This window comes from Lentilactobacillus kribbianus (assembly GCF_013184075.1).
GTDB classification, from domain to species: domain Bacteria; phylum Bacillota; class Bacilli; order Lactobacillales; family Lactobacillaceae; genus Lentilactobacillus; species Lentilactobacillus kribbianus.
This window is the reverse complement of record NZ_JABEQQ010000001.1, coordinates 849,549-873,857: the sequence shown is the minus strand read 5'-3', so window position 1 is coordinate 873,857 and position 24,309 is coordinate 849,549. Positions and strand designations below refer to the sequence as shown.

At 41.3% G+C, this 24,309-nt stretch carries 19 protein-coding genes, 1 tRNA gene and 3 rRNA genes (1 of these 23 cut by a window edge); 1 reads left to right on the top strand and 22 read right to left on the bottom strand.

Annotated features, from left to right (window positions below):
* Positions 1-50 precede the first annotated feature (50 nt).
* The 10 genes from rsmA to trpS all read right to left on the bottom strand — a co-directional run bounded on the left by rsmA (position 51) and on the right by trpS (position 10,315).
* Positions 51-941, bottom strand: a complete 891-nt coding sequence (gene rsmA, locus HII32_RS04380; protein WP_172188635.1) for a 16S rRNA (adenine(1518)-N(6)/adenine(1519)-N(6))-dimethyltransferase RsmA — start codon at positions 939-941, stop codon at positions 51-53.
* A complete protein-coding gene (gene rnmV, locus HII32_RS04375) occupies positions 934-1,497 on the bottom strand; it encodes a ribonuclease M5 (RefSeq protein ID WP_172188633.1) in 564 nt (187 codons plus the stop codon). Before rnmV ends, rsmA begins: the two co-directional genes overlap by 8 nt.
* Positions 1,497-2,270: a TatD family hydrolase gene (locus HII32_RS04370; RefSeq protein WP_172188631.1), complete on the bottom strand. Its 774-nt coding sequence runs from the start codon at positions 2,268-2,270 to the stop codon at positions 1,497-1,499. The genes rnmV and HII32_RS04370 overlap by 1 nt, the downstream gene beginning before the upstream one ends.
* A 51-nt stretch (positions 2,271-2,321) precedes the next feature.
* A complete protein-coding gene (gene metG / locus HII32_RS04365) occupies positions 2,322-4,370 on the bottom strand; it encodes a methionine--tRNA ligase (protein ID WP_172188629.1) in 2,049 nt (682 codons plus the stop codon).
* An 87-nt stretch (positions 4,371-4,457) separates the two neighbouring features.
* Positions 4,458-5,306: a DUF72 domain-containing protein gene (locus HII32_RS04360; protein ID WP_172188627.1), complete on the bottom strand. Its 849-nt coding sequence runs from the start codon at positions 5,304-5,306 to the stop codon at positions 4,458-4,460.
* A 1-nt stretch (position 5,307) separates the two neighbouring features.
* Entirely contained in the window at positions 5,308-6,027 is a 720-nt protein-coding gene (locus HII32_RS04355) for an NAD-dependent protein deacylase (protein ID WP_172188809.1), read from the bottom strand.
* Positions 6,028-6,042: 15 nt separating this feature from the next.
* Positions 6,043-7,011, bottom strand: coding sequence for an IpaB/EvcA family protein (locus HII32_RS04350; protein WP_172188625.1), 969 nt, complete (start codon positions 7,009-7,011; stop codon positions 6,043-6,045).
* 1 nt (position 7,012) lies between these two features.
* Positions 7,013-8,269 carry a hydroxymethylglutaryl-CoA reductase, degradative gene (locus HII32_RS04345; protein WP_172188623.1) on the bottom strand — a complete coding sequence of 419 codons (1,257 nt, stop codon included), beginning with the start codon at positions 8,267-8,269 and terminating at the stop codon, positions 7,013-7,015.
* 64 nt (positions 8,270-8,333) lie between these two features.
* Positions 8,334-9,272, bottom strand: a complete 939-nt coding sequence (locus HII32_RS04340) for a Ppx/GppA family phosphatase (protein WP_172188621.1) — start codon at positions 9,270-9,272, stop codon at positions 8,334-8,336.
* A gap of 26 nt (positions 9,273-9,298) precedes the next feature.
* The gene (trpS, locus tag HII32_RS04335; protein WP_172188619.1) at positions 9,299-10,315 is read right to left on the bottom strand and encodes a tryptophan--tRNA ligase; all 1,017 of its coding nucleotides are present in this window, start codon (positions 10,313-10,315) and stop codon (positions 9,299-9,301) included.
* A 328-nt stretch (positions 10,316-10,643) separates the two neighbouring features.
* Here trpS and helD point away from each other — a divergent pair, with 328 nt between their 5' ends.
* Positions 10,644-12,956: an RNA polymerase recycling motor HelD gene (helD, locus tag HII32_RS04330; protein ID WP_172188617.1), complete on the top strand. Its 2,313-nt coding sequence runs from the start codon at positions 10,644-10,646 to the stop codon at positions 12,954-12,956.
* 44 nt (positions 12,957-13,000) lie between these two features.
* Here the strand turns inward: helD and HII32_RS04325 are convergent.
* The 12 genes from HII32_RS04325 to HII32_RS04280 form a co-directional block, all read right to left on the bottom strand.
* Positions 13,001-13,073 (bottom strand) — tRNA-Thr (locus HII32_RS04325).
* A 63-nt stretch (positions 13,074-13,136) separates the two neighbouring features.
* Complete coding sequence (locus HII32_RS04320) at positions 13,137-14,123, bottom strand: GMP reductase (protein WP_172188615.1); 987 nt, start codon at positions 14,121-14,123, stop codon at positions 13,137-13,139.
* A gap of 267 nt (positions 14,124-14,390) precedes the next feature.
* Positions 14,391-15,728, bottom strand: coding sequence for a dihydrolipoyl dehydrogenase family protein (locus HII32_RS04315; RefSeq protein ID WP_172188613.1), 1,338 nt, complete (start codon positions 15,726-15,728; stop codon positions 14,391-14,393).
* A gap of 12 nt (positions 15,729-15,740) precedes the next feature.
* A complete protein-coding gene (locus HII32_RS04310) occupies positions 15,741-16,706 on the bottom strand; it encodes an ABC transporter ATP-binding protein (RefSeq protein ID WP_172188611.1) in 966 nt (321 codons plus the stop codon).
* Positions 16,707-18,236, bottom strand: coding sequence for an ABC transporter permease/substrate-binding protein (locus HII32_RS04305; RefSeq protein ID WP_172188610.1), 1,530 nt, complete (start codon positions 18,234-18,236; stop codon positions 16,707-16,709).
* Between the two features lie 21 nt (positions 18,237-18,257).
* Positions 18,258-18,611 (bottom strand): Rossmann-fold NAD(P)-binding domain-containing protein, encoded by a 354-nt coding sequence (locus tag HII32_RS07915; RefSeq protein ID WP_343034653.1) that lies wholly within the window; start codon positions 18,609-18,611, stop codon positions 18,258-18,260.
* Positions 18,608-18,964: a Rossmann-fold NAD(P)-binding domain-containing protein gene (locus tag HII32_RS07910; RefSeq protein ID WP_343034652.1), complete on the bottom strand. Its 357-nt coding sequence runs from the start codon at positions 18,962-18,964 to the stop codon at positions 18,608-18,610. The genes HII32_RS07915 and HII32_RS07910 overlap by 4 nt, the downstream gene beginning before the upstream one ends.
* A 24-nt stretch (positions 18,965-18,988) precedes the next feature.
* On the bottom strand, positions 18,989-19,129 hold the full coding sequence (locus tag HII32_RS07905; protein ID WP_343034650.1) for an SDR family oxidoreductase: 141 nt from the start codon (positions 19,127-19,129) through the stop codon (positions 18,989-18,991).
* A 1-nt stretch (position 19,130) separates the two neighbouring features.
* Positions 19,131-19,571 (bottom strand): Rrf2 family transcriptional regulator, encoded by a 441-nt coding sequence (locus HII32_RS04295; protein WP_172188609.1) that lies wholly within the window; start codon positions 19,569-19,571, stop codon positions 19,131-19,133.
* Positions 19,572-19,707: 136 nt separating this feature from the next.
* Positions 19,708-19,824: ribosomal RNA gene (gene rrf, locus HII32_RS04290) — 5S ribosomal RNA — on the bottom strand.
* A gap of 77 nt (positions 19,825-19,901) precedes the next feature.
* Positions 19,902-22,819 (bottom strand): 23S ribosomal RNA (locus HII32_RS04285).
* 241 nt (positions 22,820-23,060) lie between these two features.
* Positions 23,061-24,309 (bottom strand): 16S ribosomal RNA (locus HII32_RS04280) (it continues 363 nt past the right edge of the window).
* The 16S, 23S and 5S rRNA genes sit together here, the layout of an rRNA operon.

Genomic DNA, 24,309 nt, shown 5'->3' with positions numbered 1-24,309 from the left:
AAATTTTATCATAAGTCAATTTCAAATGCAAGCAATTTTGTTAGGTGAAATTATTTTAATAAACCTAGTTCATGGTACTTATCAGTTAAGGCCACAAACTGAGCCACAGTAAGTTCTTCTGGTCGAACACCAGCATCAATATTGAGCTGTTCTAAACCTTGTTTGATGACTGCCTTAGTCGTAGCGTCTTTTCCAAAAACTCCTTGTAAATTATTCCAAATACTTTTACGTCGATGCATAAAACAGCCCCGAACAAATCCAATAAACCGTTTTTGACTATATGGTTGTGGTTTGCTAGGATCTGCTGGCAATAACCGGACAATAGCCGAATCTACTTTTGGTGAAGGAATAAAAGCCGTATTTGGTACCGTAAAGGCAATTTCTGGAACCGTCAATTGTTGCACAATAACTGATAGTGAACCATAAGCCTTTTGCCGCGGCGTAGCCGTTAGACGTTCAGCCACTTCTTTTTGCATCATTACGACAATGTTAGCAAATTGAACCGGATTTTGAATTAAATCCATCACAATGGGAGTGGTAATGTAGTACGGCAAGTTGGCTACCACTTTAAGGCCTTCATCTGTTCCAAAAATTTCTTTGGTGGTATCCGGTAAATTAGCTTGTAAAATATCTTGGTTTAAAACCGTTACGTTATCGTATGGTGCCAAGGTTTCAGCTAATACCGGAATCAAATTTTGATCGATTTCAAATGCTAATACATGCCCAGCACGTTGGGCAAGTTGTTCAGTTAATCCCCCAATTCCGGGACCAATTTCGATAACGTTATCGTTACTGGTTAACTCTGCCGCTTCAGTAATTTGTGTCAAAATATTGAGATCAGTTAAAAAGTTTTGCCCCAAACTTTTTTTAGCCGATAAATTGTACCGATTTAAAATGGCCTGGGTTCTGGCTGGCGTTGCAATTGCTGGATTATTATTCATGTTGTTCCTCTCTAATGATATCTTTCATTGTCCGTTCAAATTCGGTTTGCGATATACCAAACATCCGTAAACGATGTTGCAATTGCTTGCCATTTACGTAACCAATGTTTAGTCGTTCACCAAGAGCTTGACGCCTTTTTTTAGCAGTAGCGGTGCCAATTAAACCAGCAGCAATTAATTCAGCTTGCGAAATCAATTCAGGACTACTCTGGTCTTCTGTGTATACATGAGATAATGCCTCTCGAATGGAAGCTGGACTAGCATGCTCCACTCCCAAAGATCCCTTATGATCTGGTACTCCTTGATCTTTTCTAATAAAAGCATGTTTCGCATTGGGCACTACTTCAGCCACTGTTTTACGGATTTTTTCACCGGAAAAGTCCGGATCAGTAAAAATAATAATTCCCCGCTGAGCTGCTACTCGTTCGATTAAATCAAGAGTTTCTTCTGGAACCGCTGAGCCTCTAGTTTCAATTGTATCAGCGTCGACCGCTTGTTGAATGCGTTTAGTATCATCCTTGCCTTCTACGACAATGACTTCTTTAATTCTTTTCATTATTCCTCTATTCCAAATAAACGTAACGTATTTTGATAAGTTGCTGCCGCGATTTCGTCCGGGTTAGTATCACGAAAACGAGCCACCGCTTCTACCGTATATAGGGTATAAGCTGGTTCATTTTGCTTTCCTCTAAATGGTTCTGGAGCCAAATAAGGTGCATCTGTTTCTACTAGTAGGCGTTCAAGGGGGGTATGTTTTACTGCTTCGTGAACTTCTTTAGTCTTCTTAAAACTAGCCACACCACTATAAGATACGTGCATCCCTAACTCCAGGAATTTATCCAACCACTCTACGTCACCATTAAAGCTATGCAAAATGCCACCAACTTGCTCTATATGCGCCTCTTTTAAAATGCGATAGGTATCTTCAAACGCATCTCGATTATGCACCGAAATCGGCAATTTAAGCTGTTTGGCAATTTCGATTTGTTCGCGAAACACCCGTTCCTGGATTCTTTTAGGTGATTGTTGTTGGTAAAAGTCCATCCCAATTTCGCCCAATGCGACCACTTTATCGTCGGCTAGTTGTTGTATCAATTCATCTGCTTCTTTTTGATGAAAGTAGATGGAATCTTCTGGATGCCAGCCAATAATTGAATACATATTATCAAATTGATGAGCCAATGCCAAACTAGCATTGTTTAGTTTAGTATTGGAGCCAACATTAGCTAATTTAACCACGCCTAATTGCTGAGCATGTTGATTATATTTAGCTGCATCTGGCATTAATTGATCATCATTTAAATGGGTATGCGAATCAAAAATTTTCATAAACTCTTTCCTCCGCAAAAAGGCTGGGACTTCCGTCACCAGCCTTTATTTTTATTCTAGGGTTGCTCCATTTTCCATGTTTTCAGGAACCGTTACTAATTCAACAGTGCCATCATCATGTTCTACGGATAGTAACATTCCTTGACTTAATTGCCCTCGCATTTTACGTGGTTTCAAGTTAGTTACCGCGATTACTTTTTTACCCACTAATTTTTCATAGTCAGGATACCACTTAGCAATACCAGACAAGATTTGACGATCGCCATCATCTCCTGCATCTAAGCGGAATTGTAGTAGTTTATCAGCGCCTTCTACCGGTTGGACAGCCTTCACTTGGGCCACTTTTAATTCAACTTTTTCAAACGCATCAAATCGAATTTCTTTTTTATCTTCGCTTAATTTAAGCTCCGTCTTACTAGGATCAAAATCAGCATCGCTAGCGACTGCATCAGCCTTAGCTTTCATGGCAGCTCGGCCCTTAACTTTTTCTGATTTGGTCATTTGTGCTTGAACAAATGCTACCTCTTCTTCAACGTCAAGGCGTGGGAAAATTGGAGTTCCCTTAGCAACCACTTTATTGCCGGTAGTTAGGTCAAAGAAATCTAATTGGTTAAGATTAATTTCTTCCGCTAATCCTAATTGGTTAAAGATTTCTACCGGTGCGTTAGTCATTACCGGGCTAATTAATTCAGCAATTACCCGTAATGATGCCGCCAAATGGGCCATGACTGAGGCCAATTGATCACTCAAAGCTTCATCTTTGGCCAATACCCAAGGGGCTGTTTGGTCAATATATTTATTCGTCAAACCAATAAATTTCCAGACCGCTTGTAATGCATCCGCCGTATGGTAGTCATCCATAGCAGCTTTATATTCGGCAATTGCCGTTGCTGCCGCTTGTTCTAAGGCCGTATCGAATTCAGTTACCCCGGTTGTCAAAGTAGGAATGACGCCGGCTTCATACTTATTAATCATAGAGATAGTTCGATTCAAGAGATTACCTAAATCATTAGCTAAATCATAGTTAATTCGATTAATAAAATCTTCAGGTGTAAAGACCCCGTCATTACCATAAGGCATTGAACGAATTAAGTAATAACGGACTGCATCTAAGCCATAACGTTCCGCTAATTCTTCTGGGTAAACAACGTTACCCTTAGATTTAGACATTTTACCGTCCTTCATCAACAACCAACCGTGACCATAGACTTCCTTGGGTAAGGGTAGGCCCAAAGCATGTAACAAGATGGGCCAGTAAATCGTATGGAAACGTACTATTTCCTTACCAACGAGCTGAACGTCAGCCGGCCAGAATTTGTTGAATAATTCATCGTTATCACTGGCATAACCCAAGGCCGTAATATAGTTGGTTAAAGCATCAATCCATACATATACCACGTGCTTAGGATCAGACTTCACTGGCACTCCCCAGCTAAAAGTAGTTCGAGAAACCGCAAGATCTTCTAGTCCGGGTTCAATAAAGTTTTTGATCATTTCATTCATTCGAGTAGCTGGTTGAATAAAAGTTGGATGATCTTGATAATATTGCAGCAACCAATCAGCGTACTTACTCATTTTAAAGAAGTAAGATTCTTCTTGTACCAATTGCACTTCATGACCACTAGGAGCCTTACCACCAGTGACATTACCATTTTCATCTCGATAAACTTCAGCCAATTGGCTTTCGGTAAAATACTCTTCATCAGAAACTGAGTACCATCCCGTATATTCACCTAAGTAAATATCGCCTTGGTCTAATAGTTTTTGGAAAATCTTTTCGACGGCCTCTTCGTGTTGCTTATCGGTTGTGCGAATAAATTTGTCGTTAGAAATATCAAGTTTTTGCCACAATTCCTTGATGTTAGCAGCCATTCCGTCCACATATGCTTGCGGCGTGGTATTTAATTCTGCGGCTTTTTGTTCGATTTTTTGACCGTGTTCATCCGTTCCAGTTAGGAAGAAAACATCAAAGTCCATGGACCGTTTATATCGCGCAATTGCATCCGCCAAAATAGTAGTGTATGAATTACCGATGTGTAGTCGGCCTGATGGGTAATAAATCGGAGTAGTAATATAAAATGTTGGTTTATCTGTATCCATAAGCAACCTCTCTTCTCATGGTTCTTTCGAGTAATTTTAATAATCAGAATAAGTATAGCAAAATTTAACCTGGTCTGCTTAGTAAACTTAAAACAAATCCAGTTGTGTCGGGGACAAATGATTGAATTCTAGCCCCAACAAATCTCGTAATAAAAGGGCATTACTGGCCGCATCATGGCCGGCATTATTGTTAAAAATAATCACTAGATCCGCTACTTGTTGGTCTAGTTGTTTAGCCACTTCGGCCAACTCTTGTAATTCAGCCGGTGAATAATCGTATAGCGTTCGAACACTGCGAGCATCTTTGCCCACTTTGCTCCAACCAGCCAAATTTCTACCGTGCAAACGCATCATCACCCGTTTAGAATTAGTTGCAGTAGCTAATAACGGCACCCCTAAATTAGCCGTGCGGGGTTCGTCAACAACGACTAACGATAAATTCAATTCACGCATAAATTGCGTCATTTCCGGAACCATCACCGGTGCATACCAACTAGGATCCCGAAATTCGACAAAAATGGTCACGTCCGGTAATAAGTGACGAACCCGCTGCAAATAATTCAATGATTCCACTTGGCATCGAAACGATGGTGGAAACTGAAACAAAACTCCTTTGAGCTGATTAGTGACCACTAGTGGTTTAATTAATTTACGGTAATCGCGAAACATTTGCTTACGTTCTGCACCACTAGCTGGTTGACCAACCACTTGATCATGTAGCGTCATTAAACGATTGGCCTTTAAAATAAATTGAAATTCAGCTGGTACTTGTGCTTGCCAATTAGTAATTGTTTCGATCGTAGGTAAAGCGTAAAAAGGCGTGTCCAACTCTACCACTGGAAAATAACCACTATATTCAGATAGCCGGACTTTTCGCTTAGCATCTTCAATTAATGCGGGATGATCAGAAAAAGTAGTCAAGCCAATTGAAATCATACTACTCACTTCCTACCATTAATGACGCAAATACCTGACTAGCATCGGCTTGTAACATGGTGTAATTCAGTGGTAAATCTAACGGTTCTTGGTTAATCACCACTAATTTGGCTGCAGCATTAAGGTAATCAACCAAGCTCGCAAACGGATAAACCCGCATGGAGGTCCCAACAATCACAACCAAATCAGCTGTATTCACTGCCGCAATACTTTGACTCACCACGGATTGGTTTAACCCTTCCCCATATAACACGATATTAGGCCGTAAAGTACCTCCACAATTATTATGAATGGAACTGGTTAGATATTGATGATAGTCAACGTGTTGCCCACATTTTAAGCAATAAACATCATACAAAGTACCATGAAACGATAATAAGTCCTTAGTTTGGGCCTTTTCATATAACCCATCAATATTTTGAGTGATCACTTTAGCCTTGTTCATTCGTGTTAGTGCGGCCTGTTTTTCATGAATTACGTTGGGAATAGCCTTCGGATAGTACATGTTTTTCATCATATATTCATAAAACAAAGCAGGCTCATCCCGCAAGCAATCAATACTTAAATAATATTCTGCTGAATGCTGACTATTATCATTAGTATACAGCCCGTTTTTGGAGCGATAATCCGGAATGCCCGACGGTGTCGATACTCCAGCACCCGTCAAAAACACAATTTTTTGAGCATTTGTAACGGCCGTTTGTAATTCATCAATTTGCATGTTCACTCAATTCGCCTACTTTCGAATAATGTATGGCATTTCTAAGTAATCAAACAATTCTTTAACCGTTTTTTGATACATTTCCTTAAAGAACACGGGATCGTCTTCGGTATTAGATTGCGTAGTAGTCACAAATGAATTTTGATCATCTACTTTGCTAAAGCCAACGTACCCTCGTTTACCAGTGTTAACTTCCTTCATATCAGAATGGAAAATTTCAAACATTTGGTTTACTTTCAAACCTAATTGACGTTCTGATAAAACTGAAGTCATCGTTACAAACTCGGTACTATGAAGTGCTGATAAATGCCAATCAGTTAATTGAGCATCAAAGGCTTTAAATAACTTCACGACATTCCGTCGTAAATTAAACGGTGAATCGGTTGGTTTAGCGGTAATTAGTGCATACAACTTTTCGGCAGCTGCCATTGCCACTGGAAAATCAGTAGTCAATTGATCCTTAACGGCCACAATGCGATCACCATAAAAGACCAATGCATCTAGTAACGTCAACAACCGCAAAGTCATTTGGCTGTCACCATCAGTGGGCTCTGGCTTAATGGTAGCGTAAATACCTTTGAAGTATTTAGCTTCGATTTCATCATCAATCAAGTGATGTTTACGCTGTTCAGCCACCACTACAAAATGGCTAACAATATCATATAATTCAGTTGCCATAATTTTAATTTGTTCATCAACTTGGTCATTATCAGTAGTCAAAGAGAAAAAGATTTGTGGAAAACCACGTAAAATCATTAATAAATGAATTAATTCGTGAGAGGCCGTGTAATCTGGCGCAGATAGGTCGGCAATTTGAATATCAACGTCTTTTCCAGTTTGAACCACTTGTGCTTGATCGTGACGCACGTAGCCCGCTTGAATTTGGCCAATAAAAGTTACCTTGACCGTTCCTGGATAAAAAGCATTTACAGTGTTAATTAAATCTTGAACATTGTCATTTAATTCGATGTAGTTTTCAGGCATATTATTCTCCTTTAGAATTTCTAATTGCTGTAATTATCATTTTGATTTCAGTAGCATCGGGTTGTTGGCTACCTATCTTGGTTAAAATAACCGGAATTTCAGCTGGAGTCGCCCCATTAGCTAATGCGAGCGACTTTACTTGTAAACTCATATGACCCCGTTGAATTCCTTCAGTTACTAACGCCACTAAGGCGGCTAAATTTTGAGCTAGACCCAAGGCGGCCCCTACTTGCATGGCCTCGTTAACCGTAGTTACATTAGCGATTTGACGATTAATTCTAGCCAGAGGCAACACCTTGGTGGCCCCGCCAACCATGCCTAGTGGCAAAGGGATAGTCATCGTCCCTACTAATTTGTCACCTTGAACTTGCCACTGACTAAGTCCGCGATACTGATTATCCACTACAGCCGCTAAATGAATAGCACTTTCGACCGCCCGCCAATCGTTGCCTAATGCCATAACCAAAGCATCAATGCCATTCATGATGCCTTTATTATGCGTAACTGCCCGTTTACTATCAATTTGAGCAATGTGGCTAGCGGTGGCAATTTTATTTGCCACTTGAGAACCACTTAACCCTTTTTTGGCTAACTTGGTAACGGCCACTTGACCAGTTACCGTAACCATCTGGTACGTGCCGGCATTCGACAAAATACTCATTACCACTTGGTACTTATGTTGTTCCAGCCAGTTTGCCACAGCTTCCGCCATTGTATTAACAATGTTGGCACCCATTGCTTCACCAACGGCCACTTGGATTTCAACGCTACTTAGGCTTTCATCTAATTGTCGACAAACTACTTTTTTAGCGCCACCACCATATTTTTTCAGACTGGGATGACTTTGATCAGCCACCGCCAAGATACTTATTTGTTGTTGCCTAATTAATTGATCAAGCTGGGTAAAGGCGGTTGTTTGAACAATAACTTGTCCTTCCACCAACCTTTGTCCCGCTTGCGCCTCAATACCATTGTCCGCTGACAACAACTTAGCGCCGTGACTAGCAGCTGCAATCACAGAGGGTTCTTCTGTCACCAACGGCAACCAATAATTTTTACCATTGACCCGTAAGTTGGGTACGATTCCTTCAGGCAATTGGTAATTAGTTAAATAATTTTCAATTAAGACCGCTCCGGTTTCATCAAAGTGCGATTTCAGTAAATCAACCTGGTCTAAGCTTAACCCCGTCTGTTGCTTTAGCTTTTCTAACCGTTCTTCGTAACTCAGCTGGTAAAAATGTTTACTATCAGGTTTCATTAGTCCCCCCCCGTTTCAAAAAGATGAAGACCGACTAAGCCTTGCCTAGCCGGCCTTTAATCAATTATTTATGTTTTTTACTATAATGGTTGTTTAAATATTCGGTAATGATACCTTCTCTAACACCACTTTCGGAAAAATACATCTTTTTAACATCAGTTAATCCCATTACGGTAATTAATGGTAACATTCCGCCAACAATGATATCAGCTCGATCGGCTTCTAGACCTGGGATTTCTTTGCGACGGTGCTCATTACCGCGTAATAAATTTAAAAAAGTTCGATTCACTTGTTCTGCTGACAAATGGTACCCATGAATCGCATCTACTCGACTCATATGTTGCCGTCGCCGATTGATTCGGGCCAATGTACGACTAGCGCCACCTAAAAGTACCAATGGTTCATGATGAGCTCTATGAAGCCATTTAATGCGACCAAATAATTTGCGTAACCCAAACTCAGCATTAAAAAGATTGGCTCCACTAATGGTGCCATTTAACCGGTATTTTTCGGTAATGTTAACTGCCCCCACCGGAACACTCGTTAAATGAACAGCTTGGCCATTATCCACTTGAATTAATTCACAGCTCGCTCCGCCTATATCTAAAATCAAACAATTTTGAATTCCTAACCGGTTCATTACCCCTAAATAATCGTAATAGGCTTCTTGTTGACCGGTTAAAACTTTTACATCGACCCCAATTCGTTGTTTAACTTCTTGAAGAAATGCACTTTGATTTTTAGCCTGACGCACGGCAGCCGTGGCAATAGCTATCACACTAGTATGGGTAAATTGCGTATAAACCGCTTGAAAATCTGCTAACGCATCAATGGTTCGCTCAATTGCTTTTTTTTGAAGGACTTTTTGCTGACCCATCTTTTCAGAAAGTCGACTAGCATTTTTCATACGTTTAACTTCCCGATAACTTCCATCAGCTTGAATCTGGTTAATCGCCATTCGCACGGAATTAGAACCAATATCCAAGATTACTAGGTTTTCCATCCCAGCCACCCTTTCTGACTCTTAATTTAGTCAAAATAATTGATTCCAATTGCGTCACGAACTTCTTGCAAGGTTTGATTAGCAACGACATTGGCTGCTGCACTACCTTGTTTCAAAATATCATATAATCCCGCAACATCTTTAGCATATTGTTCACGTCGTTCTCTAATTGGCGCTAATTCAGCTTGTAAAACATCATTTAAGTAACGTTTGATTTTAACGTCACCAAGGCCACCATGTTGGTATTGTTCCTTTAAATTGGCCACTTGTTGCTTATCTGGATCAAAAATATCTAAATAAGTAAAGACGACGTTGCCCTCAACTTGACCAGGATCTTCAACGTGAATATGATTTGGATCAGTGTACATCGACATGACTTTTTTAGTAACCGTATCTGCATCATCAGAAAGATAAATCGCATTACCTAAAGACTTGCTCATCTTAGCATTACCATCTAATCCCGGAATTCGTCCTTGACCTTTGACTGGGAAATAGCCTTCTGGTTCCACCAATACGTCTTGGTTATAAACGGAGTTAAATGTCCGCACGATTTCTCGCGTTTGTTCTAACATAGGTTCTTGGTCATCACCAACTGGCACCGTAGTCGCCTTAAAGGCCGTGATATCAGCTGCTTGACTCACTGGATACATGACAAAACCAGCTGGAACACTTTGGCCGAATTTCTTTTGTTTGATTTCATTTTTAACAGTTGGGTTTCTTTCCAACCGCGCCAATGAAACTAAGTTAGAATAATGTTGGGTTAATTCACTTAGTGCTGGAATTTGTGATTGAACTAAAATTGTGGATTTTTGGGGATCGATTCCAACTGCTAAATAATCTAGAGTAACTTCTAACAGACTGTTACGAATTTTTTCTGGATCACGAGCATTATCAGTTAATGCTTGCATATCCGCAATCATAATATAAGTATCGTATTTGCCGGAATTTTGAAGTTCTACCCGGTTTTTCAATGAACCCACGTAATGACCAATGTGAAGCTTGCCAGTTGGTCGATCACCTGTTAAAATAACTTTCTTTCCCATTTTTATTTCTCCCTTTCAAAAAACGCCCTATTGAATAAACCAATAGGACGTCTTAACGTGGTACCACCTAAATTGCAGCCCAAAATAGACTGCCACTCTAAACAATAAGGCGTTACCCAATCTTTTTTACCCATTTCGCAACGCTAAATTGCTTTCAGCCATGGCAATTTTCTCTGATTATTGGTTGCTACTTTTCATATTATTAACATTTTTAATTTTACTGATTTACTAGGCAAAAGTCAAAGGTTGAGGGAATTGACACTCAGAAAATTTGCAACTAAAATTGGCTAGTATTATTTGATGATAAGTTCGACTAAGGAGGTCCCTTTTGAAATCAAACGAAGAAATCAAGGAACAAAAACGTGTTGATTTGGTGGTCGATAAACTCACCGACCAAGTAGAACGTACCCAGGCTGAGTTTAATCGGTCTCATGCCGAAACCAAGCGAGTACAGGAAAACTATTCTACCAACACTTCCGTTAACTATTTTGAAGTGGATGACCGAATTGAAACCAGTGCTGAATTGCAACAACAAAGAGGTCTGGTGACTCGTTTAACTGAAAATGAAACTATTTTAAAACGACAATTAAGCACTTATAAACAATTAAAAAAATCACCTTACTTTGGCCGCATTGATATTTTAGACGATGATAGTAGTGAGGTGGAATCTCTTTATATTGGAACAGCATCCTTTGTCGATGAAAATGGGGAATTTTTAATTTACGATTGGCGGGCCCCCATCTCTAGTATTTATTACAATGGGACTCTAGGTCAGGTCAGTTACGAAACGCCCGCTGGTAAGCAAACCACTGATCTACAAAAAAAGCGCCAATTTCAAATTAACGATGGACAAATCATTAATATGTTCGACACCAATGAAACCGTGGGTGACGAAATGTTGCAAACCGTGTTAGGTCAACAAAATGATGAACAAATGCAAAACATTGTTGCTACCATCCAGCGCGAACAAAACGATATTATCCGCGATACTACAAGTGATTTATTAGTAGTTCAAGGGGTAGCTGGTTCAGGGAAAACTTCGGCCATCTTACAACGAATTGCCTTTTTGCTTTACCATAGTCGCGATACGCTCGAAGCGGATCAGATTATTTTATTTTCACCGAATAAATTATTTAGCCACTATATCGCGGATGTTTTACCCAGTTTAGGAGAACGCAATATGCGTCAAGTAACCCTAGCTGAGTTCTTTGATAATCGATTGAAAGGCTTAAAAGTCCAAACCCTATTTGAACGCTACGAAGCAGATAGTGATTTAACTAAGCAAGAACTCAATATTCGTACTATTAAAGAAAGTGCTACCTACATGGATGATATTACTAATTATTGTGACCACTTAGATAGCGAGCATATAGCCTTTGATCACTTAATGTTTAATGGCGAAATTTTCTTTAACAAACAGGAAATTAAAGATATTTTTGCTAGTTGGCCTAAGGCCTTAAAACTTAGTGACAAAATGCTAAAAACGAAAAACGAATTAATTAAACGTTTGAAACACCGTATTCACCAAGAAATTACCGCTGATTGGGTTAATGATGCCATCGATGAGTTAAGCGACGAACGCTATCATGATTTGATGGGTTCTAAACGTTTAGGTGATTTTCAAGATGAAACTACTGAAAGAAATTATATTGCCGTTCAAATCGTTTCCCAACGTCTTAACCAAGTTTATGATGGTATTTTCAATAATAATTTCTTTGACCCGTACGTTCAATACAGTCAATATCTTCGTCAATGTCCCTTATTTACTCAACTTGGTGCCGATCAGGTTAAGCAATTAGTGACAGATTTTAACCAACGCCTTGAATTACATCAAATTAATTTAACTGATGTAGCTCCACTTCTTTATCTTCGTGATTATACTTGTGGTGGTGCTCAAAATCAGACGATGAAATATTTATTTGTTGATGAAATGCAAGATTACTCTTTGGCCCAACTGAAATACCTTCGTTATGCTTTTCCTAAAACCAAATGGACATTACTGGGAGATAGTGAACAGGCTTTATTTAAAGAAGTAGAAACACCTGCTGAACTACTAAATAAGTTCAAAAATGCCTTTCAGGCCAAGCGCGCCCGCTTAATTAGTTTAATGCGTTCTTATCGTTCTACGTATCCGATTACCACTTTTGCTAAATCTATTTTACCTAATGGAAAAGATATCGAGGCCTTCAATCGGCCGGGGGATTTACCCGAAATCATTTTAACTCCAGATGAACCAGAAGCAATTCAAGCAGTTATAGCTAGCGTTAAAACGGCATTAACAACATCCGGCACGGTAGCTATTTTAACGAAAAATATGCCAGAGGCGCAGGCTCTTCAACGAGCTGTTTCCCATCAGTTGCATAGTACTTTGCTCCAAGATGCTGATCGAACTTTACCTACTGGCTGCGTTATTTTACCGATTTATTTAGCCAAGGGCTTAGAATTTGACGCCGTAGTGGCTTGGAATGTCTCAGCTCAAAACTATCCTGACGATAAGTTACTGGGGACCATTTATACAATTATTTCGCGAGCCATGCATTCATTGACCTTAATTAGTGTAGGAAAATTAACCCCGCTAATTGCGAATAATCATTTAGCTTTAGATCAATTAAAAATTGCCCGCTCCTTAAATCTAAAATAAAAAAGTCTTCGTCAATATTGGCGAAGACTTTTTTATTAATATTTAGCCGTTTCCGGGATTTGAACCCGGGACCTCTGCCTTACCATGGCAACGCTCTACCTTCTGAGCTAAAACGGCAGTGTAACTCGTTTCTTATTATACAAAAAAAGAACCGCAATAGTCAGCGGTTCTGCAATATTTTTAATAATTATCACCATTCATGATGGAATTTTTAACCACCACGTAATCAACGGTTTTCAAGCCAGCTAAATCTTTACCGCCAGAGTAGGAAATAGCAGATTGTAAATCCTCTTTCATTTCTTGATAAGTGTCAAATAATGATCCCCTAAAAGGTACTAACATTTGTTTACCTTCAACATTACGGTAGGCTCCTTTTTGCTTTTCAGAAGCGGAACCCCAGTATTGCTTATAAACTTTACCATCAATAGAAATGGAATTACCGGGAGTTTCTTCGTGACCAGCCAACATGGAACCGACCATAACCATTGATGCTCCAAACCGAATTGATTTTGCAATATCGCCATTGTAGCGAATACCACCATCGGCAATTAATGGTTTGCTAGCCGCTTTAGAGCAAAGACGCAATGCCGCTAATTGCCAACCACCAGTTCCAAAACCAGTTTTTAGTTTAGTAATACATGCCTTACCAGGACCAACCCCCACTTTAACCGCGTCAGCACCCGCATTTTCCAAATCACGAACACCAGCAGGAGTAGCCACATTACCGGCGATTACAAAGGCTCCTGGTAAATTGTTTTTGATAAACTGAATCATTTCAATCACAGCGTCACAATGACCATGAGCAACGTCAATAGTAATGTATTCAGGGGTTTGTTGAATTTCTTTGAGTTTTAAAATAAGATCTTGTTCACTTGGTTTGACCCCGACACTGATGGAAGCATATAAATCATTGTCATGCATTTGTTCTACAAAAGCCAAGCGTCGTTCCGGTTTAAAACGATGCATCACATAAAAGTATCCACGGCGAGCTAATTCAGCTGCCAACGTTTCATCGATTACCGTTTCCATATTAGCTGGTACCACCGGTAACTTAAAGGTCCGTGGTCCAAATTCAATACTAGTATCGGCCTCGCTTCGGCTTTTCAAAATTCCTTTGTTCGGAATTAGTTGAATATCATCATAGTCAAATACTGGGGTATTATTCATGGTTAATCTCCTCAATAATTACAATTTGTAGCAACCAATTGGTCTCATCTACTGCTTAAGAATAACAAAGCTCATTGATTTCGTCAAGGAAATATACGAATGATAAAATGGATACGTTTTGAAATCGTTCGTCGTATTGAACGAATCACATTTTTCAATTCTTTTACATTGCTATTGATTGGCAAATTACGAACTTTAAATAAAAAGCATTCCTAACCAATGATTAGGAATGCTTTTTATTATTTTAGTAGATTGCTTTTACTAATTCTATCCCAAGTAGCCTAAATCACTAGCCACCGTTGGATATAAAAGAATTTCTTGCTGGACTTGTTTCATGGTTAACTGTTGATCAATAATTTGGGTCAAATAGTTAATTAATTCATCGGCTTCGTTACTAATTACAAAAGCGCCCATAATACGATCGGTAGTTTTATCCACAATCGTGGTGGCCTTCGCCACGGCTTCGTTTAAATGACGATAAGTAAACCACTGCGTCATATCCAGTGGTTTCACCACATAGGCATCATTTGCTTTGGCCTCCGTCAATGAAACTCCCACCTGAGCTAATCGTGGCATTCCATAAATAACTGATGGAATCATCGGATAGGCAATGGCTGCACCGCTATGAAGTAGTTCTCGACTTAAATATTGAGCCTCAAAACTGGCTACCGGCGTTAATTTAGGTTGCCGTCTAGAAACAACATCCCCCATCGCATAGATATTAGCTGTATTCGTCTGCAAATGATCATTTACTTTAATTCCGTGACTATCCGTTGCAACCCCAATGGCAGTTAAATTTAACGTATCACAGTTAGGAATACGGCCACTGGTAGCAAAGCCAGCATTAACCGTTAATTGCTGTAATTTCCCAGCATCACTGCCGCTAATCATAATTCCCGTTTCAGTAGGTTGAATGGTTTGCGTTTCAAAATTCAAATGAAATTCTACTCCCTGAGCAATTAATTGATGCATTAATTCAGCCACTCCAGCTTGAGGAAATTGTTTTAATGGTCGATCATTATGTTGAATAATGTGCACCTTAGCTCCTGCAGCACTGGCAATGGCAGCAAATTCAAATGCTTCAAAGCCAGCACCTAAAAACGCAATTTCAGCGGGTAACTGGGGCAACTGCATGAAGGTAGTGCTAGTGCCTAATAATTCACCACCAGTGATTGCTAATTGCCGTGGGCGTTGACCGGTCGCAATGACAAATCTATCAGCCGTAATAGTTTCACCATCAATATCAAGAGTATGGTTGTCCTTAAAACTAGCATGACCGTCAAATACCGTAATGCCAGCAGCCACTAAGCCCGCTCTAGAATTAGTTGAAACTGGATCGGTGAAGGTATTTTTAAATGCCATCAAATCCGCCCAATTAATTTGCACTTGATTAACAATTCCTTTGCCTAGTAAATCTTGATTGCGTCGCAGGATCTCCACTGGTCCTAATAGAACTTTTTTGGGATCACAACCGCGGTTCGGACAGGTTCCACCCCATTTATTTTCTTCCACTACTGCTACCTTTTGTCCGGCTGCTTGTAGTGGATAAGCGAGACCTAATCCGGCTGGACCGCCTCCGATAATCACCGTTTCAAATTGACTCATATTGCACCTCCACTAATGTTTTACTTCACTTAAATAACGCATAATGGATTGCCGGTCTAACCAACCGACTGGATTAGTAGATTCATCGTGAACCTCAACTACCGCCTCATTAGCTAAAATGGCAAAGACCTCTTCTAAAGTGGCTTCACGACTCACTGTCGGTATATTCTCGGTCTGGGTTGGTTGCTTAATCTGATAACCGGTCTTAATAATTTTATCCACAGGTGTATCATACAAGTTTTTGCCAACTGTTGCTGCAAAGAAGTCTTCCACAAATTTATTCACCGGATGTTGGGCAATGTCAGTAGGCGTTCCCACTTGTAATAACTCACCGTGACTCATTACCCCAATTCGGTCTCCCAACTTTAAGGCTTCATCCATATCGTGGGTCACAAAAACAATCGTGGTTTGGTAACGTTGATGTAGTCGCCGCACCAAATCCTGTAATTGATTTCTAACGATCGGATCCAAAGCACTAAATGGTTCATCAAATAAAATTACTGGTGGATTAGCGGCCATTGCTCGGATAATGCCGATTCGTTGCTGTTCTCCGCCAGATAACTCGCGAGGATAACGATCTCGGTATTGTTCGGGATCTAAATCCACCCCTCTTAATAATTCATCTACTCTCTGGTCAATATCTTTTTTAGCAACATGTTTAAGTTCTAAAATCACCGCTACATTTTGCTTAACCGTCATAGTCGGAAATAAGGCAATCTGTTGAAGGACGTAACCAATATTTAGTCTTAGTTGTCGTAAATCATAGTCTTTGGCTCGTTTATCATCGATCAAAATATCCCCACTAGTTTGAACAATTAGTTGATTAATCATTTTTAAAGTGGTGGTTTTACCACTTCCAGAAGTTCCTACCAACACAAATAATTCTCCGCGAGGCACAATAAAGCTCAAATCTTTAACTGCTTGCGTATTATCAAACTCTTTTTTAACGTGCCGAAATTCAATCATTGGAGTTGTCATTTAGTCACTTCCTTTCATCATTTTTTGTTGTCGTAAATATCTCTTAGCCACATCAGCAGCAGACTGTTTTTGGACATTAACTTCATAATTCATTTGGCGCATTTGTTCAGCTGAAATGCGACCTCTTAATTGATTTAATGCTGTGACTACTTGAGGATGTTGTTTAGCAAACTGATCCTTCATTAATGGCGCTCCTTGGTACGGTGGAAAAACATGTTTCGGATCGCTTAATACCGTCAAGTGGTATTGTTTAATTTGACTATCGGTTGTATAAACGTCACAAATATTAATATCATTTCTAGCAATCGCTTCATAGCGTAAGGATGGTTGCATTTGCTTGACCGGAAAATCAATTTGATATTTCTTTTGAATTCCTAACCAACCATCATCTCGATTAGCGAATTCTTGGGAAAAGCCCGCCTGTAACTTAGACTGAACTCGTTTTAAATCTGCAATAGATTGGAGATGGTATTTCTTAGCAAAGCTCGTTTTTACCGCTACCGCAAAAGTATTTTCATATTTCATAGGTGCTAGATACTTCATCTGATATTGTTGTTTTACTAAACTGGCAGCCCGATTATAGGTTTGTTTTTCTGTTAACGGTTGGTTTGTAGCACCGTTTTTTACCAAGGTTGTCAAAACTGTTCCGCTAAATTCAGGATAAACATCAATCTCACCACTTTTTAGGGCACTAAATAAAAAGGAAGTTTCACCAAAATTATTTTTTAATTCCACTTGAGCATTTGAATCTTCTTGTTCAATCAAATCTTTATACATATTAATCAAAATATCCGGTTCTGACCCTAATTTGCCAGCTACCACAATTTTTTCTGGTTTGGGGGTTAAAGTATTAATTCCTACCCCACCCGCTACTAAGACTAAAAGGCCTCCTAATAAAATGGCAATCTGCTTCGGTGGCAATTTCTGCGTTAATTTAATTAAACTACTTAAAATGATAGCTAATACGGCTGAACTAATCGCTCCTAATAAAATTAAAGAAGGATTATCTCGATTGATACCTAATAAAATAAAGTTACCTAATCCGCCTGCTCCAATTAATGCCGCTAAGGTCGCCGTTCCCACAATTAATACCATCGCGGTTCTAATACCAGAAATGATTACCGGCATGGCAATTGGCAGTTCAACTTTAAACAACTTTTGCAGTGGTCGCATCCCAAAAGCATCGGCAGCCTCTTCTAATGAGGGATCAATTTCAGCGATCCCCACATATGTATTTTGAAAAATGGGCAGTAACGCGTAGATTGTCAGCGCAATAATTGCTGGCAGGGTTCCAATTCCCACAATGGGGATTAATAGTCCCAGTAAAGCTAGTGAGGGAATCGTTTGAAACACACTATTAATCTGAAGCAATAATTCAGCTACCCGTTTATGACGCGTAGCCCAAATAGCTAGTGGCATAGCTAAAACGAGTGCAATCACCAAGGCAATTAAGGAAATTTTCAAATGTTGCCCTAGTGCTAACCATAGTTCGTGTCGTTGCGTTATAAATGTTTTTATTAATTCGTTCATTGAAACTCCCTTCTTACTTAATTAAGCTTGGTAATGCTGTTTTAAAAAAGTTAGCATATCTGTTGGTTGTTGTCCGGTAATAGTCGCAAAATCATTAGTAACAATATTAAATAAACCCATACCACCTGCTCGATACATCGAAGCTAACTCTACTCCATCACCTTCTGCTGCGTATATTTCAGCAAATCCCGTAACACTTACAGGTTGATAGCCGATCTTATGACCGGTCACAGTAGTCATTAACCTCCCTAAAGTATTCATATCTAATGCTTGCGTTTGAGTTAGTGTATAAATTTGTCCATTCTCACGTAATTGGGGCGTAGTTGCTACCTTGGCAATGGCTTTAGCACTATCAGCATAACTAATAAAACTCATTTTTTGATGACCAGATGACCAACTGGATAAATCAAAGCTTGCCGTTTAATCAATTCTGGTAGATATGGAATTAAGGGATCGGCATACAGCGCATTTTTTAATACGGCATAATTTATACCGGCTGCCGCTAATCGACGTGGAGCGTAGCCATAATAACCAGACATGGTAAATGGATTATTTTCTTGATCAGCATAAAAGCTAACAAACACCATTTGATTAATATTGGCTGATTTCATTGCGCTAAGTACATTTTCTAGTTCCTGTACCCGTTGGACATTATTATAGGTTTTACTGGGAATATACACCAAAACATCTATCGGCTCAAACACTGGCACCATCGTTTGTGGATTCAAATAATCAATCGCTTGAATGTTTACTCACAATTTGGTCATTGAGCTAGCTTTAGTTAAACTGTGAACCGCTGCTGTAATGTCGCTTGCTTTATTCGAATTTAGTAGTTCATTAATTACTCGTTTTCCAAGGTTACCAGCAGCCCCGGTCACAGCATATTTAGTCATTTTAATTCCCACTTTCCTTGATTGATTGTTTTACCAAAATATTATTGATTATACTGGCTAAAGTAATGGATTGTAATTTTTGTTGAACAGCTAATTGTGCTTCATCATAGCATTCCGTTAAAACCTGCTGAATATTAACACCAACAACACATTCTGGATTAGTTTGGCGATCAATATTAAATAAATCTGTCTGCTCCTCCACTGCCAAATAAACATCCCATAATGAAATTTGATCAGTTTCTTTTGCTAATCTGGGTGTTGGCATTCCAGCCACTGTTTGAATTAATTCAGCTTTTTTTAATTTACCCATTAACCGTCTAACCACTACTGGAGAGGTTACAATACTGGCAGCAATTTCTTCGCTTGATAGTTTAGTATTTTGATATATTTTTAAATACGCTAAAATATGAATAGAATCACTAAAACTTGTTGATAATTTCATATAGTTTTTCAATCCTTTTGTTTTATTTGTAACCGCATTAGTTACAGATGTGATATTATTTTAACATTATTTTGTCAAATGTTCATTGTAGATACAAAAAAAGGTTGATGAATAATTCATCAACCTTTTCATATTTGCGTGGCAACGTCCTACCCTCGCAGGGGGCGATCCCCCAACTACTCTTGGCGTGCAGAAGCTTAACTTCTGTGTTCGGCATGGGAACAGGTGTATCCTTCTGGCTATCGCCACCACACTTATGTTACTGAAAGAACTTCGTTCTCTCAAAACTAGCTAATATTAATTTCTGTATCTTTGAACACCATTTTCTACTTGGTTAAGTCCTCGACCGATTAGTATTGGTCCGCTCCACACATCACTGTGCTTCCACTTCCAACCTATCTACCTGATCATCTTTCAGGGGTCTTACTTCCATATAGGAATGGGAAATCTCATCTTGAGGCGAGTTTCATACTTAGATGCTTTCAGCATTTATCTCATCCATACATAGCTACCCAGCGATGCGCCTGGCGGCACAACTGGTACACCAGCGGTATGTCCATCCCGGTCCTCTCGTACTAAGGACAGCTCCTCTCAAATTTCCTGCGCCCGCGACGGATAGGGACCGAACTGTCTCACGACGTTCTGAACCCAGCTCGCGTACCGCTTTAATGGGCGAACAGCCCAACCCTTGGGACCGACTACAGCCCCAGGATGCGATGAGCCGACATCGAGGTGCCAAACCTCCCCGTCGATGTGGACTCTTGGGGGAGATAAGCCTGTTATCCCCAGGGTAGCTTTTATCCGTTGAGCGATGGCCCTTCCATACGGTACCACCGGATCACTAAGCCCGACTTTCGTCCCTGCTCGACCTGTCTGTCTCGCAGTCAAGCTCCCTTCTGCCTTTACACTCTGCGAATGATTTCCAACCATTCTGAGGGAACCTTTGGGCGCCTCCGTTATTATTTGGGAGGCGACCGCCCCAGTCAAACTGCCCACCTGACACTGTCTCCCGCCACGCTTAGTGGCGCGGGTTAGAGTGTTCACACAGCGAGGGTCGTATCCCACTAACGCCTCCACCGAAACTAGCGTTCCGGTTTCTACGGCTCCGACCTATTCTGTACAAGCTATGCCAACACCCAATATCAAGCTACAGTAAAGCTCCATGGGGTCTTTCCGTCCTGTCGCGGGTAACCTGCTTCTTCACAGGTATCTTAATTTCACCGAGTCTCTCGTTGAGACAGTGCCCAGATCGTTACGCCTTTCGTGCGGGTCGGAACTTACCCGACAAGGAATTTCGCTACCTTAGGACCGTTATAGTTACGGCCGCCGTTTACTGGGGCTTCATTTCTGGGCTTCGCCGAAGCTAACTCATCCACTTAACCTTCCAGCACCGGGCAGGCGTCAGCCCCTATACGTCATCTTACGATTTTGCAGAAACCTGTGTTTTTGATAAACAGTCGCCTGGGCCTTTTCACTGCGGCTGATCTTGCGATCAGCACCCCTTCTCCCGAAGTTACGGGGTCATTTTGCCGAGTTCCTTAACGAGAGTTCACTCGCTCACCTTAGGATTCTCTCCTCGACTACCTGTGTCGGTTTGCGGTACGGGTAGTAGTTAATTCGCTAGAAGCTTTTCTCGGCAGTGTGACGTCAGTCGCTTCCCTACTAAATTTCGGTCCTCATCACTACTTGTCAACACGTAAGTAAGCCTTTCACTCCCTTACTGACTTATAGCTTGAACGCACATTTCCAATCGTGCGCACAACTTAGCCTCCTGCGTCCCTCCATCACTCAAACATCAACTACTAGTACAGGAATCTCAACCTGTTATCCATCGCCTACGCCTCTCGGCCTCGGCTTAGGTCCCGACTAACCCTGGGAGGACGAGCCTTCCCCAGGAAACCTTAGTCATTCGGTGGATCAGATTCTCACTGATCTTTCGCTACTCATACCGGCATTCTCACTTCTAAGCGCTCCACCAGTCCTTACGGTCTGACTTCTTCGCCCTTAGAACGCTCTCCTATCACTTGACCATAGGTCAAGTCCACAATCTCGGTAATATGCTTAGCCCCGGTAAATTTTCGGCGCAGAATCACTCGACTAGTGAGCTATTACGCACTCTTTAAATGGTGGCTGCTTCTGAGCCAACATCCTAGTTGTCTATGCAACTCCACTTCCTTTTCCACTTAGCATATATTTAGGGACCTTAATTGGTGGTCTGGGCTGTTCCCCTTTCGACGATGGATCTTATCACTCACCGTCTGACTCCCGGACATAAATCAATGGTATTCGGAGTTTATCTGAACTTAGTAACCCATGACGGGCCCCTTGTCCAAACAGTGGCTCTACCTCCATGATTCTAATTCCGAGGCTAGCCCTAAAGCTATTTCGGAGAGAACCAGCTATCTCCAAGTTCGTTTGGAATTTCACCGCTACCCACACCTCATCCCAGCACTTTTCAACGTACACGGGTTCGGTCCTCCAGTGCGTTTTACCGCACCTTCAACCTGGACATGGGTAGATCACCTGGTTTCGGGTCTACAGCTACATACTTAAACGCCCATTTCAGACTCGCTTTCGCTACGGCTCCGGCTTTTCACCTTAACCTTGCATGCAACCGTAACTCGCCGGTTCATTCTACAAAAGGCACGCTATCACCCGTTAATGGGCTCTAACTGCTTGTAGGCACATGGTTTCAGGAACTGTTTCACTCCCCTCCCGGGGTGCTTTTCACCTTTCCCTCACGGTACTGGTTCACTATCGGTCACTAGGGAGTATTTAGCCTTGGGAGATGGTCCTCCCGGATTCCGACGGAGTTTCACGTGTTCCGCCGTACTCAGGATCCTGAACTGAGAGATATCGATTTCATCTACGGGGCTATCACCCTGTCTCGCTGACCTTCCCAGGTCATTCAATTATCAATATCTTTGGTAACTCAAATGTTCAGTCCTACAACCCCAACAAGCAAGCTCGTTGGTTTGGGCTGTTCCCCGTTCGCTCGCCGCTACTGAGGGAATCGAATTTTCTTTCTCTTCCTGTGGGTACTGAGATGTTTCAGTTCCCCACGTCTACCTCTAATCAGCTATGTATTCACTGAAAAGTAACAATCGACTAAGATTGCTGGGTTTCCCCATTCGGAAATCTCCGGATCAAAGCTTACGTACAGCTCCCCGAAGCATATCGGTGTTAGTCCCGTCCTTCATCGGCTCCTAGTGCCAAGGCATCCACCATGCGCCCTTGATAACTTAACCTCACAGCACTTTCGTGCTGCGTTAAAGTTATTGAGTATTGCGATACTTCTTTTAAAAAACTCAATTTAATACGCGGTGTTCTCGGTTGAAATTATATTTAAAATATAATTCACTACAGAAATTAATATTATCTAGTTTTCAAAGAACCAAGTCAAAGTACCAATGTACTTTGGGTTTGAGGGTAGACCCCTCAAAACTAAACAAAACTTCGATTAATGTGCTGGCTTCCTTTATTCCTTAGAAAGGAGGTGATCCAGCCGCAGGTTCTCCTACGGCTACCTTGTTACGACTTCACCCTAATCATCTGTCCCACCTTAGACGGCTGGCTCCTAAAAGGTTACCCCACCGGCTTTGGGTGTTACAAACTCTCATGGTGTGACGGGCGGTGTGTACAAGGCCCGGGAACGTATTCACCGTGGCATGCTGATCCACGATTACTAGCGATTCCGACTTCATGCAGGCGAGTTGCAGCCTGCAATCCGAACTGAGAACGGCTTTAAGAGATTAGCTTGACCTCGCGGTTTCGCGACTCGTTGTACCGTCCATTGTAGCACGTGTGTAGCCCAGGTCATAAGGGGCATGAGGACTTGACGTCATCCCCACCTTCCTCCGGTTTGTCACCGGCAGTCTTGCTAGAGTGCCCAACTAAATGCTGGCAACTAACAATAAGGGTTGCGCTCGTTGCGGGACTTAACCCAACATCTCACGACACGAGCTGACGACAGCCATGCACCACCTGTCATTCTGTCCCCGAAGGGAACGTCTTATCTCTAAGATTGGCAGAAGATGTCAAGACCTGGTAAGGTTCTTCGCGTTGCATCGAATTAAACCACATGCTCCACCGCTTGTGCGGGCCCCCGTCAATTCCTTTGAGTTTCAACCTTGCGGTCGTACTCCCCAGGCGGAGTGCTTAATGCGTTAGCTGCGGCACTGAAGGGCGGAAACCCTCCAACACCTAGCACTCATCGTTTACGGCATGGACTACCAGGGTATCTAATCCTGTTCGCTACCCATGCTTTCGAGCCTCAGCGTCAGTTACAGACCAGACAGCCGCCTTCGCCACTGGTGTTCTTCCATATATCTACGCATTTCACCGCTACACATGGAGTTCCACTGTCCTTTTCTGCACTCAAGCCCCCCAGTTTCCGATGCTCTTCTCCGGTTAAGCCGAAGGCTTTCACATCAGACTTAAGAAACCGCCTGCGCTCTCTTTACGCCCAATAAATCCGGACAACGCTTGCCACCTACGTATTACCGCGGCTGCTGGCACGTAGTTAGCCGTGGCTTTCTGGTTGAATACCGTCACTGGATGAACAGTTACTCTCACCCACGTTCTTCTTCAACAACAGAGTTTTACGAGCCGAAACCCTTCTTCACTCACGCGGCGTTGCTCCATCAGACTTTCGTCCATTGTGGAAGATTCCCTACTGCTGCCTCCCGTAGGAGTTTGGGCCGTGTCTCAGTCCCAATGTGGCCGATTACCCTCTCAG

What these genes read in the sequence shown, in the direction of transcription:
- HII32_RS04305 (WP_172188610.1), bottom strand. Translation starts at nt 18,236, where the DNA reads ATGAACGAATTAATAAAAACATTTATAACGCAACGACACGAACTATGG.
- trpS (WP_172188619.1), bottom strand. Translation starts at nt 10,315, where the DNA reads ATGGGAAAGAAAGTTATTTTAACAGGTGATCGACCAACTGGCAAGCTT.
- HII32_RS04315 (WP_172188613.1), bottom strand. Translation starts at nt 15,728, where the DNA reads ATGAGTCAATTTGAAACGGTGATTATCGGAGGCGGTCCAGCCGGATTA.
- HII32_RS04355 (WP_172188809.1), bottom strand. Translation starts at nt 6,027, where the DNA reads ATGCAAATTGATGAATTACAAACGGCCGTTACAAATGCTCAAAAAATT.
- HII32_RS04340 (WP_172188621.1), bottom strand. Translation starts at nt 9,272, where the DNA reads ATGGAAAACCTAGTAATCTTGGATATTGGTTCTAATTCCGTGCGAATG.
- rsmA (WP_172188635.1), bottom strand. Translation starts at nt 941, where the DNA reads ATGAATAATAATCCAGCAATTGCAACGCCAGCCAGAACCCAGGCCATT.
- HII32_RS07915 (WP_343034653.1), bottom strand. Translation starts at nt 18,611, where the DNA reads ATGAGTTTTATTAGTTATGCTGATAGTGCTAAAGCCATTGCCAAGGTA.
- HII32_RS07905 (WP_343034650.1), bottom strand. Translation starts at nt 19,129, where the DNA reads ATGACTAAATATGCTGTGACCGGGGCTGCTGGTAACCTTGGAAAACGA.
- HII32_RS04360 (WP_172188627.1), bottom strand. Translation starts at nt 5,306, where the DNA reads ATGATTTCAATTGGCTTGACTACTTTTTCTGATCATCCCGCATTAATT.
- HII32_RS04320 (WP_172188615.1), bottom strand. Translation starts at nt 14,123, where the DNA reads ATGAATAATACCCCAGTATTTGACTATGATGATATTCAACTAATTCCG.
- rnmV (WP_172188633.1), bottom strand. Translation starts at nt 1,497, where the DNA reads ATGAAAAGAATTAAAGAAGTCATTGTCGTAGAAGGCAAGGATGATACT.
- metG (WP_172188629.1), bottom strand. Translation starts at nt 4,370, where the DNA reads ATGGATACAGATAAACCAACATTTTATATTACTACTCCGATTTATTAC.
- HII32_RS04295 (WP_172188609.1), bottom strand. Translation starts at nt 19,571, where the DNA reads ATGAAATTATCAACAAGTTTTAGTGATTCTATTCATATTTTAGCGTAT.
- HII32_RS04310 (WP_172188611.1), bottom strand. Translation starts at nt 16,706, where the DNA reads ATGACAACTCCAATGATTGAATTTCGGCACGTTAAAAAAGAGTTTGAT.
- HII32_RS04350 (WP_172188625.1), bottom strand. Translation starts at nt 7,011, where the DNA reads ATGCCTGAAAACTACATCGAATTAAATGACAATGTTCAAGATTTAATT.
- HII32_RS04345 (WP_172188623.1), bottom strand. Translation starts at nt 8,269, where the DNA reads ATGAAACCTGATAGTAAACATTTTTACCAGCTGAGTTACGAAGAACGG.
- HII32_RS04370 (WP_172188631.1), bottom strand. Translation starts at nt 2,270, where the DNA reads ATGAAAATTTTTGATTCGCATACCCATTTAAATGATGATCAATTAATG.